At 42.6% G+C, this 9,840-nt stretch carries 7 protein-coding genes; all 7 read left to right on the forward strand.

Annotated features, from left to right (window positions below):
* Window positions 1-126: 126 nt before the first annotated feature.
* The 7 genes from Q0081_RS24540 (at window position 127) to pheS (ending at window position 9,510) form a co-directional block, all read left to right on the forward strand.
* A complete protein-coding gene (locus Q0081_RS24540; RefSeq protein WP_298359991.1) occupies window positions 127-2,076 on the forward strand; it encodes a KUP/HAK/KT family potassium transporter in 1,950 nt (649 codons plus the stop codon).
* Between the two features lie 8 nt (window positions 2,077-2,084).
* Window positions 2,085-4,037 (forward strand): KUP/HAK/KT family potassium transporter, encoded by a 1,953-nt coding sequence (locus Q0081_RS24545; protein ID WP_298359993.1) that lies wholly within the window; start codon window positions 2,085-2,087, stop codon window positions 4,035-4,037.
* A gap of 28 nt (window positions 4,038-4,065) precedes the next feature.
* Window positions 4,066-5,127 carry an NAD-dependent epimerase/dehydratase family protein gene (locus Q0081_RS24550; protein ID WP_298359995.1) on the forward strand — a complete coding sequence of 354 codons (1,062 nt, stop codon included), beginning with the start codon at window positions 4,066-4,068 and terminating at the stop codon, window positions 5,125-5,127.
* Window positions 5,128-5,230: 103 nt separating this feature from the next.
* Window positions 5,231-6,067 (forward strand): 5-dehydro-4-deoxy-D-glucuronate isomerase, encoded by an 837-nt coding sequence (kduI, locus tag Q0081_RS24555; protein ID WP_298359997.1) that lies wholly within the window; start codon window positions 5,231-5,233, stop codon window positions 6,065-6,067.
* A 188-nt stretch (window positions 6,068-6,255) separates the two neighbouring features.
* Complete coding sequence (locus Q0081_RS24560) at window positions 6,256-6,636, forward strand: HPF/RaiA family ribosome-associated protein (RefSeq protein WP_298359999.1); 381 nt, start codon at window positions 6,256-6,258, stop codon at window positions 6,634-6,636.
* Window positions 6,637-6,741: 105 nt separating this feature from the next.
* A complete protein-coding gene (locus Q0081_RS24565; protein ID WP_298360001.1) occupies window positions 6,742-8,355 on the forward strand; it encodes an amidohydrolase family protein in 1,614 nt (537 codons plus the stop codon).
* Between the two features lie 114 nt (window positions 8,356-8,469).
* The gene (gene pheS / locus Q0081_RS24570) at window positions 8,470-9,510 is read left to right on the forward strand and encodes a phenylalanine--tRNA ligase subunit alpha (RefSeq protein ID WP_298360003.1); all 1,041 of its coding nucleotides are present in this window, start codon (window positions 8,470-8,472) and stop codon (window positions 9,508-9,510) included.
* Window positions 9,511-9,840: the final 330 nt, after the last annotated feature.

Below are 9,840 nucleotides of genomic sequence, written 5' to 3' on the forward strand. Positions count from 1 at the left end.
CTTTTATATTTGTCCGATTTTTAAAAACCCACTGATAAATTACGCTTTAGGGCACCTCCATATATTTGACATCTTTATCACTTCTGCAGATAGTGCTACAACTCATTTATAGACAAATTTTTTTTCATGGCAAGCAATAGTGATCACCATAATTTGGATAAAGTAACGGCTGCCGGACTCATGGTAGCTATGGGAATCGTTTATGGTGATATTGGTACCTCACCCTTGTACGTGATGCAGGCGATTATCGGCAAATCCGTTATCAATGAAGAGGTAGTTTTAGGCGCTCTTTCCTGCGTATTTTGGACACTTAGCTTGCAGACCACCATCAAGTACGTTATTCTTGTTCTTCGGGCCGATAACCGTGGTGAAGGAGGCACCCTATCACTTTTTGCTCAGGTCAGGCGTCACGCCAAATGGCTAACGATACCTACGATGATTGGCGGGGCAGCCTTATTGGCCGATGGTATTATTTGTCCCCCTATTTCGGTATCATCAGCTATTGAAGGACTTGAGATTTTGTACCCTAACATACAAACGGTGCCTATTGTACTGGTGATTTTAAGTTTGTTGTTTATCATACAGGTGTTTGGTACAAAAGTGGTAGGTGGAGCTTTTGGTCCCATTATGTTGATATGGTTTTGTACGTTAGGAGTGTTAGGTGGTGCTTATGTTGTTCAAAATCCATCGGTTATTAAGGCTGTTAATCCTTATTATGCCTATAAATTGCTGTTTGAGCATCCCGAAGGATTTTGGTTGTTGGGAGCCGTATTTTTGTGTACAACAGGAGCAGAAGCCCTTTATTCAGATCTTGGACATTGCGGTCGCGGGAATATTCGCATGAGTTGGATTTTTGTTAAATCCTGTTTATTGCTTAATTATTTTGGACAGGCTGCGTGGCTGATGGCCCATAATGGGCAGCTTTTGAAGGGGCGTAAACCGTTTTTTGAGTTGATGCCGGAATGGTTTTTATTGCCTGGTATTGCCATTGCCACCATGGCGGCCATCATTGCCAGTCAAGCGCTGATTACGGGTTCGTTTACGTTAGTGAGTGAGGCTATCCGTCTCAATTTTTGGCCTAAAATCAGATTGAAATACCCTTCTGACCAGAAAGGTCAATTGTATGTTCCAAGCGTTAATCTTTTGCTTTTCATAGGTTGTGTATCCGTTGTTTTCTATTTCAAACGCTCCACCAACATGGAGGCGGCGTATGGTTTGGCAATTACGGTGACCATGTTGGTAGATACGTTACTGATGTCCTACTATCTCTATACTCACCGCTACAATATGTGGTTTGTGATTTTATTTTTAGTAGTATACTTTGCCATTGAAGGGTCATTCATGGGGGCAAATTTGATTAAATTCACTCATGGAGGCTGGGTATCGGTATTAATTTGCGCGATTATTGCAGGGGTCATGTTTATTTGGTACAAATCTTCCCAAATTAAAAGCCGTTTGACAGAGTATGTAAAACTGAGTAAATACATAGATCCCATCAAAGAGCTTAGTCGTGATATCAGCATTCCTAAATACGCCACTCACTTGGTGTTTATGTCCAATGCTTCTCGGATGAGTGAAGTAGAATCAAAAGTGATTTATTCCATCTTTGAAAAACGTCCCAAGCGAGCGGATATTTATTGGTTTGTCCATGTGGACACAACCGATGAGCCTTACACCATGCAATATAAAGTAGATGTAATCGAACCGGATGATTTGATAAAAGTTACCTTTAGGCTCGGATTTCGAGTTGAACAACGCATCAATCTGTATTTGCGGAGGGTCATCGAAGATATGGTTAAGAACAAAGAGGTAGATATTACCAGTCGCTACGAGTCATTGAATAAGCACAATGTCATCGGAGATTTTAGATTTGTCGTATTGGAGAAATTTCTGTCTTACGAAAATCAATTGCCTATTTTTGAGCAAATTATAATGAAGACTTATTTCTTCATCAAACAATTTACCAACAGTGAAGATAAGTGGTTTGGCTTGGACAGCAGTGCTGTCAAACTCGAAAAAGTGCCGCTTATTATCAGGCCTTATGAAATTGTAAAATTAAATCGTGTTTATTCTTAAGTTAAAACATGGAAGTCGGGAATCATCCTCAGCATATCAATAAAGTAACGGCGGGCGGGCTTTTAGTTGCCCTCGGAATTATTTACGGAGATATTGGTACGTCGCCACTGTACGTCATGGAGGCACTTATCAAAGAAACGAAGCAAAATATAGATCCGACCGTTGTTCTGGGAGCTTTATCCTGTGTCTTTTGGACGCTTACTCTTCAAACTACGCTCAAATACGTTATTTTAATTTTACGCGCCGACAACCGCGGAGAAGGTGGGATTTTTGCTTTGTATGCGTTGGTCAGGCGTCATGCAAAGTGGCTTACTATTCCGGCCATGATAGGAGGTGCTACGCTTTTAGCGGATGGTATTATTACTCCGCCTATTTCCATTTCGTCTGCTATAGAAGGATTGAGAGCTATTTATCCGGATATTGAAACCGTCCCCATAGTCATTACTATCCTGACATTCCTATTTTTAATTCAGGTTTTTGGGACAAGCACTATCGGGAAAGCATTTGGTCCGATTATGTCCATTTGGTTTGGAATGCTGGCTACTTTCGGGGCTATTTGGATTGCTAAAGATGTATCCATCATACGAGCTATAAACCCCGTATACGCCTATCGGCTATTGGCCGAATACCCACATGGGTTTTGGCTTCTTGGGGCTGTGTTTTTGTGTACAACGGGGGCTGAAGCGCTTTATTCAGATCTGGGGCATTGTGGTCGCGGTAATATACGCGTCAGTTGGGTTTTTGTAAAAATCTGCCTGATACTGCAATACTTCGGTCAGGGCAATTGGCTCATTGCCCATGCAGGTGAAGCTTTGAACGGACGGAAGCCCATTTACGAACTCATGCCCGAATGGTTTTTGATCATTGGCATTTTGATAGCGACTTCAGCAGCTGTAATAGCCAGTCAGGCATTGATTACAGGTTCGTTTACGCTTATCAGTGAGGCAATCCGTCTAAATTTTTGGCCCAAAGTACAGATTCGTTATCCAAGCCTTCAAAAAGGGCAAATCTACGTGTCCAGTGTCAATTGGCTTTTGTATGCAGGATGCGTGGGAATCGTTCTTTATTTCCGTGAATCGGGAAAAATGGAAGCGGCCTACGGGTTGGCTATTACCTTAACCATGCTGATGACAACCCTTTTGATGTCTTACTATCTCTATGTCAAACGCTTTGCACCTTGGGGAGTCGTGTTGTTTTTGGTCGTTTATATTACCCTTGAAGGCGGTTTTTTGGTGGCAAATTTAGCTAAGTTTGCCCATGGCGGATGGGTATCATTGCTCATTAGCGGTGTCATTATTTCGGTCATGGTAATTTGGTACAACTCGTTTTATATCAAACAAAGTCTGACGGAATATGTAAAACTGGACAGGTATATAGACGATTTGAAAGCTTTGAGCAGTGATTTTACCATTCCTAAATACGCTACCCATTTGGTATTTATGTCGAATGCCTCGCGACTCACTGAAATCGAATCAAAAGTAATTTACTCCATCTTTGAAAAACGTCCCAAACGAGCGGATATTTATTGGTTTGTCCACGTTGAAATTACGGATGAACCCTATTCCATGGAGTACAAAGTGCATATTTTAGAGCCTGATGATGTAATAAAAATCAATTTTTATTTAGGCTTTCGGGTAGAACAGAAAATCAATTTGTACTTGCGGAAAGTCATTGAAGAAATGGTTAAGAATAAAGAAGTGGATGTCACAAGCCGTTATGAATCGTTTAATAAACAAAATCGTATTGGAGACTTTAGGTTTGTGGTTCTGGAAAAATACCTGTCAATTGAAAATGATTTGTCGCTGTTTGAGCAGGTTATTATGAAGGCTCATTTCTTTATTAAAAACTTTATTCCCGGAGAAGACAAATGGTTTGGTTTGGAGGCTAGTGCAGTTAAAATTGAGAAAGTGCCTTTGGTCATTCAGCCCGTTGAAAGCGTACACTTGAAGAGACGATATTAGTAGTAATTTAAAACCAAAAAAATAAGTAGTGAAAATACTCATCACCGGCGGAGCCGGATTTGTGGGCTCGTCTTTGGCCATAGCCCTGAAAACCAATTATCCTGTCTACGAAATTTTTTGCTTAGATAATCTCAAACGAAAAGGATCAGAACTTAACGTAGCACGTTTGGCTCAGGCAGGCATTACATTTGTGCACGGAGATATTCGCAATAAAGAAGATTTTGATTCGCTCCCTGCTGTAAATACAGTAATTGAAGCCTCCGCCGAACCTTCTGTTTTGGCAGGACTTGACGGCACTCCCGATTATTTGATTAATACCAACTTATTCGGAACCGTCAACTGTCTCAACTACGCCCTTAAACACCGCGCGGGTTTTATCTTTCTTTCAACCAGCCGTGTGTACCCCATCAAAACCATTGAAACACTCAATTTTGCGGAGACCGAAACGCGTTTTGTTCTCACCGACGAACAGCCCGTCAAAGGAGTGTCTTCCAAAGGTATTGCCGAAGATTTTCCGTTGGACGGAGCTCGTTCTTTGTATGGGACTACCAAGCTGGCATCTGAGTTAATTATTCAGGAATACAATGAATTTTACGGATTAAAAACCATTATTAATCGTTGCGGCGTCATTACGGGACCTTGGCAAATGGGCAAAGTGGATCAGGGTGTGATGGTTCTTTGGATTGCTAAACATTATTGGGAACAACAATTGGGTTATTTTGGCTACGGCGGAACAGGGAAACAAACCCGCGATATGCTCCACATTGCCGATTTGTACCGATTGATCGACTGGCAATTACATAATTTAGAGGCAATAAACGGCGAAATACTCAATGCCGGTGGTGGCTTGACAAGCAGTACTTCATTGCAGGAATTGACCCAAATTTGCCAAGAGGTAACGGGGAAAACAATTCCAATCAAACAGGTTGCTGAAACCCGCACAGCAGACATTCGAATGTACATTACGGATAATACCAAAGTCACTCGTTTGACGGGATGGGCACCTCAAATCGGTGTGCGTCAAATCGTTGAAGACATTACTGACTGGCTTGATAAAAATAATAAAGCACTTGAACCTATTTTAAAATAAATTAACGGTACAGAGTAGTGTGTAATTAGTATTGAGAAAACTTAAAATCTCACTCTTACTACTCACTACCGCACGGGCGGCCCCGTCACAACTAACTACTCCAATGCACATCCAAGTTCGCCATACGACCAACCCCACTGATTTTAAGGGTTACAACACTCATCGTATTCGGGAAGAATTCCTGATGGAAAAAATGTTTGTTCCTGATCAGTTTCATTTTGTTTATTCGCATTACGACCGCATGATTGTGGGTGGCATCAAGCCGGTAGGTCAATTGCACAAATTGCCTACGTACGAAGAATTGAGAGCTGATTACTTCCTCGAACGTCGCGAATTAGGTATTCTCAATATTGGGGGAGATGGGTTTGTGATGGTAGAAGATGAGCTCTTTACACTTCAAAAACGGGATTGTCTCTACGTTGGGAAAGGAAACAAAATGGTGTCTTTCAAGAGTTTAGATGCTGAATTTCCTGCTAAATTCATCCTTGTCTCTACGCCTGCGCACAGAAATGTCCCCACAGCACTGATGAAAGCAGCGGATGCTATGCCGGTAGATATGGGTTCACCCGAAAAAGCAAATACTCGGACGATCTATAAATACATTCATGCCGATGGCTTGGAAAGCTGTCAATTGGTGATGGGGATGACGGCCATGAAGTACAGCAGTGTTTGGAATACCATGCCGCCGCACGTCCACGACCGTCGTTCTGAAATCTACGTTTATTTCGATTTGGAAGAAGATCAACGGGTGTTCCATTTTATGGGTGAGCCTAATGAAACCCGCCATTTGGTAGTGGCCAATGAGCAGGCAATCATTTCACCGCCCTGGTCTATTCATGCAGGGGCAGGTACGACAAGTTACTCATTTTTGTGGGCTATGGCCGGTGAGAATTATTCCTTCACCGATATGGATATGCTGACAATGAATGAATTGAAATAAACTTTTAAAAAAAGCAACCGGAGTCCTTGGTTTTCTCAAAATAAATACACAGTTTAGATTCACAATCGTTGAAGGTGGATTTCAAATCTTGAGATAGCGGTCTGATTTTGGCAGACCGCTATTTTTCCCCCTTTTTAATCCACAAAGAAGGTTGGAAATAATTGTTAAACTTTAAACTGTGCGTAATTATGAGACTGCAAATGCACGCAATCCACTTCGATGCAGACCCTAAGTTGCTCGAATTCATTCAGAAGAAATTAGAAAAGCTTGAAACATTTTATGACCGAATAACCGGCGGAGAGGTCTACCTCCGATTAGATAAAAGCGAAAGCAGTAAAGTCAAGGACAAAATTTTAGAAGTAAAAATCAAAGTTCCCAATGCCGAATTGTTTGTAAAAGAAAGAGGTAAGTCATTTGAAGAGACGACCGATTTGGCCTTGGAAGCCCTCAAAATCCAAATCAAAAAATACAAATCAAAACGGCAGGAAGTAGAGAATAAAACAATCAAAAATGTGCAAACTGAAAATGGTTCTGAAGTAACGGAAGAAGTAGAAGTAGATGAACTGTAAAATTGCATAAAAAGAGAAGCGGGCGAGGAAGTTATCCTCGCCCGCTTCTCTTTTTACAATACAATCCTGTACATTTGAATTTCTCATCAACCTTAACCGAAACACATGAAAAAATCACTCCTTTTCTTTACACTTTTCACGCTTCACTTTACACTTCTCCGTGCCCAAGTTCAAAAAGCGCCAAACCGTGCGGAAGGCGATGGCCCGCACAAGCGACTCATTATTAGAGGCGTGACGATCATCAACAGTACCGGGTCCCCTCCAATCGGCCCAATGGATATTGTGGTGGAAAACAATCGGATTGCTCAAATTCGCCAGGCTGGTTATCCGGGAATGCCCGATGACCCTAAAAACGGAGTAAAAGCGAATCCCGGGGATAAAGAGTTGGATTGTAAAGGAATGTACCTGATGCCGGGCTTTGTGGACATGCACGGACACATTGGCGGTGTGCAACAGGGAGCCAATGCTGAGTATGTGTTTAAACTTTGGATGGCCCATGGAGTGACTACTATCCGTGACCCTTCCTGCGGAAATGGACTGGATTGGGTACTGGACCAAAAAGAAAAAAGTGCTAAAAATTTGATTACGGCTCCTCGCATCAAAGCATACACCGTTTTTGGACAAGGTGCCAAAGATTTTATTACGACGCCCGAACAGGCCCGTGATTGGGTGCGGCAAAATGCCCAAAAGGGGGCCGATGGTATCAAGTTTTTTGGGGCAGAACCGGACGTTTTTAAAGCCGCGTTAGACGAAAATAAGAAACTCGGATTGGGTTCAGCAGCTCATCACGCTCAAACGGAGGTGGGACGAATGAACGCCTTGGCTACGGCCAGAGCAGGTCTGACAAGTATGGAACATTGGTATGGCCTACCGGAAGCGTTATTTGATGACAAAACGCTGCAAAACTATCCGCTCGACTACAACTATAACAATGAGCAAAATCGCTTTGAAGAAGCGGGAAAACTGTGGAAGCAGGCCGCAAAACCCGGTACTGAGAAGTGGAATCAGGTAATGGATGAAATGCTCAAGTTGAATTTTACCATTGATCCCACCTTTAATATTTATGAAGCCAACCGTGAATTGATGCTGGCTCGTCGCGCCGAATGGCACGATGAATACACATTGCCTTCGTTATGGCGTTTTTATGGTCCGAGCCGTATTTCACACGGTTCGTATTGGCACAACTGGGGTACCGAACAGGAAGTAGCCTGGAAAGAAAACTACCGTCTTTGGATGGCTTTCATCAACGAATACAAAAATCGGGGTGGTCGTGTCACGACAGGTTCTGACTCGGGTTTTATTTATCAATTGTATGGCTTTGCTTACATCCGTGAACTGGAACTCCTGCGCGAAGCGGGTTTTCATCCCATGGAAGTGATTCGGGCAGCTACTATTAAAGGTGCCGAAGCGTTGGGCATGGACAAAGAAATTGGTTCCATTGAAATTGGGAAATTGGCTGATTTTGTCATTACCGAAGAAAACCCATTGGCAAACCTGAAAACTTTGTACGGAACGGGGGCTATTCGCCTCAATGAGAAAAACGATGTAGTGCGGGTAGGCGGTGTAAAATATACCGTGAAAGATGGAATTGTGTATGATGCCAAAAAGCTCTTAGCCGACGTTCGTAAAATCGTAGCCGACGCTAAAAAACAGGAAAATTTTGAAATCACTCAGCCGGGCATTCCTCAAAAAACCGGAAAAGTATCGGGAAGCAATTAATTCTGCCGGTGAAAGGAGAGAAGCCCGGAGTTTAGGAAGAATTCTTAACTTTGTGACCGAAAACGTTATCAGTTAGAGGATAACGGATATACAGATAACGATTAACAGAAAACAATGCTAAGCGAACGCGTTAAAGAAATATATCAGGAAATTGAGCAGTTTGAAGTTGCTACCAAAGAGCAATTGGAACAATACCGTCAACGCTTTGTAGGGCGTAAAGGAGCCGTTGAAGCCCTTTTTGAAGGATTGAAAGACGTCATTAAGGAAGAGCGCCGTGCCGTAGGGCAGGAACTGAATGCTCTTAAAAATTACGCCAGTGATCGCTTTTTGGCCATCCAAGCTGATTTTGATGCAAATGACAGCGGTTCGGGCGGTGCACCGGTTGACTTAACGCTCCCTGTAGTACCTAACCAACTCGGCAGTATTCACCCGCTGACGCTGGCACGCGCCCAAATTATCGAAATTTTCGAACGCATGGGCTTTAGCGTAGCGGACGGTCCCGAGATAGAATCGGATTGGTACAACTTTACGGCACTTAACTTTCCCGAAAACCACCCCGCGCGTGAAATGCAGGATACGTTTTTCGTGTCCAAAAATGCCGAAGACCCCACGCAGGATATGCTCTTGCGTACGCATACTTCCAACGTACAAATACGCATGATGGAGCGCCAAAAGCCGCCTATTCGTGCGATTATGCCGGGGCGTGTGTACCGAAACGAAGCTATTTCGGCACGGGCGCACTGTTTCTTTCATCAGGTGGAAGGATTGTACATTGATAAAAATGTAAGTTTTAAAGACTTAAAAGATACGCTCTATCATTTCTCCAAAGAGATGTTTGATAAAGACGTAAAGATTCGTCTTCGCCCCTCTTTCTTTCCGTTTACGGAGCCAAGTGCTGAGATTGATATTTGGCTGGGTACTGATACCGAAGAAACCTATCGTTTATCGAAAGGTACGGGTTGGGTAGAGATTGCTGGTAGCGGAATGGTAGACCCTAATGTATTGATTAACTGCGGCATTGACCCCGAAGAATATACTGGTTTTGCTTTCGGAATGGGAATTGAACGTATTGCTCAACTCCGCTACGGGGTTCGTGACCTGCGCCTTTATTCCGAAAATGATGTCCGCTTCCTGCGTCAGTTTGAAGGAGTGTAGAGAGCGGTTCGCCGCCGCGATGACGAATTGCACAAAAAGGGTCGAAAGTTAACTTTTGACCCTTTTTTATTGGCGTTTTATTGTGTCTAAGGTAAAAACTTTTTCAAGAATTAGCAGTTAATCAATCGTGAAGCAGGGCTTTTTCATAAAACAGTTTAACTTCTTGCAAAACAGCTCTTTGCCTTGTGTCTATCAAAGTTAAGTAATCAAGTAAAAGTAATAGTGTATTTGATTTTCATTTGTATGACGATTTCATCAATAGCTTTTTTGAGAGAATCGCTACTGGTATAATCTTCGATTTTGAGCCACAAGTGTTTAATATGATGCCAA

The sequence above is a fragment of the Runella sp. genome (genome assembly GCF_027484545.1).
In the GTDB taxonomy this organism is placed as follows: Bacteria; Bacteroidota; Bacteroidia; order Cytophagales; family Spirosomataceae; genus Runella.

What these genes read in the sequence shown, in the direction of transcription:
- Q0081_RS24560 (WP_298359999.1), top strand. Translation starts at nt 6,256, where the DNA reads ATGAGACTGCAAATGCACGCAATCCACTTCGATGCAGACCCTAAGTTG.
- Q0081_RS24565 (WP_298360001.1), top strand. Translation starts at nt 6,742, where the DNA reads ATGAAAAAATCACTCCTTTTCTTTACACTTTTCACGCTTCACTTTACA.
- Q0081_RS24545 (WP_298359993.1), top strand. Translation starts at nt 2,085, where the DNA reads ATGGAAGTCGGGAATCATCCTCAGCATATCAATAAAGTAACGGCGGGC.
- Q0081_RS24540 (WP_298359991.1), top strand. Translation starts at nt 127, where the DNA reads ATGGCAAGCAATAGTGATCACCATAATTTGGATAAAGTAACGGCTGCC.
- pheS (WP_298360003.1), top strand. Translation starts at nt 8,470, where the DNA reads ATGCTAAGCGAACGCGTTAAAGAAATATATCAGGAAATTGAGCAGTTT.
- kduI (WP_298359997.1), top strand. Translation starts at nt 5,231, where the DNA reads ATGCACATCCAAGTTCGCCATACGACCAACCCCACTGATTTTAAGGGT.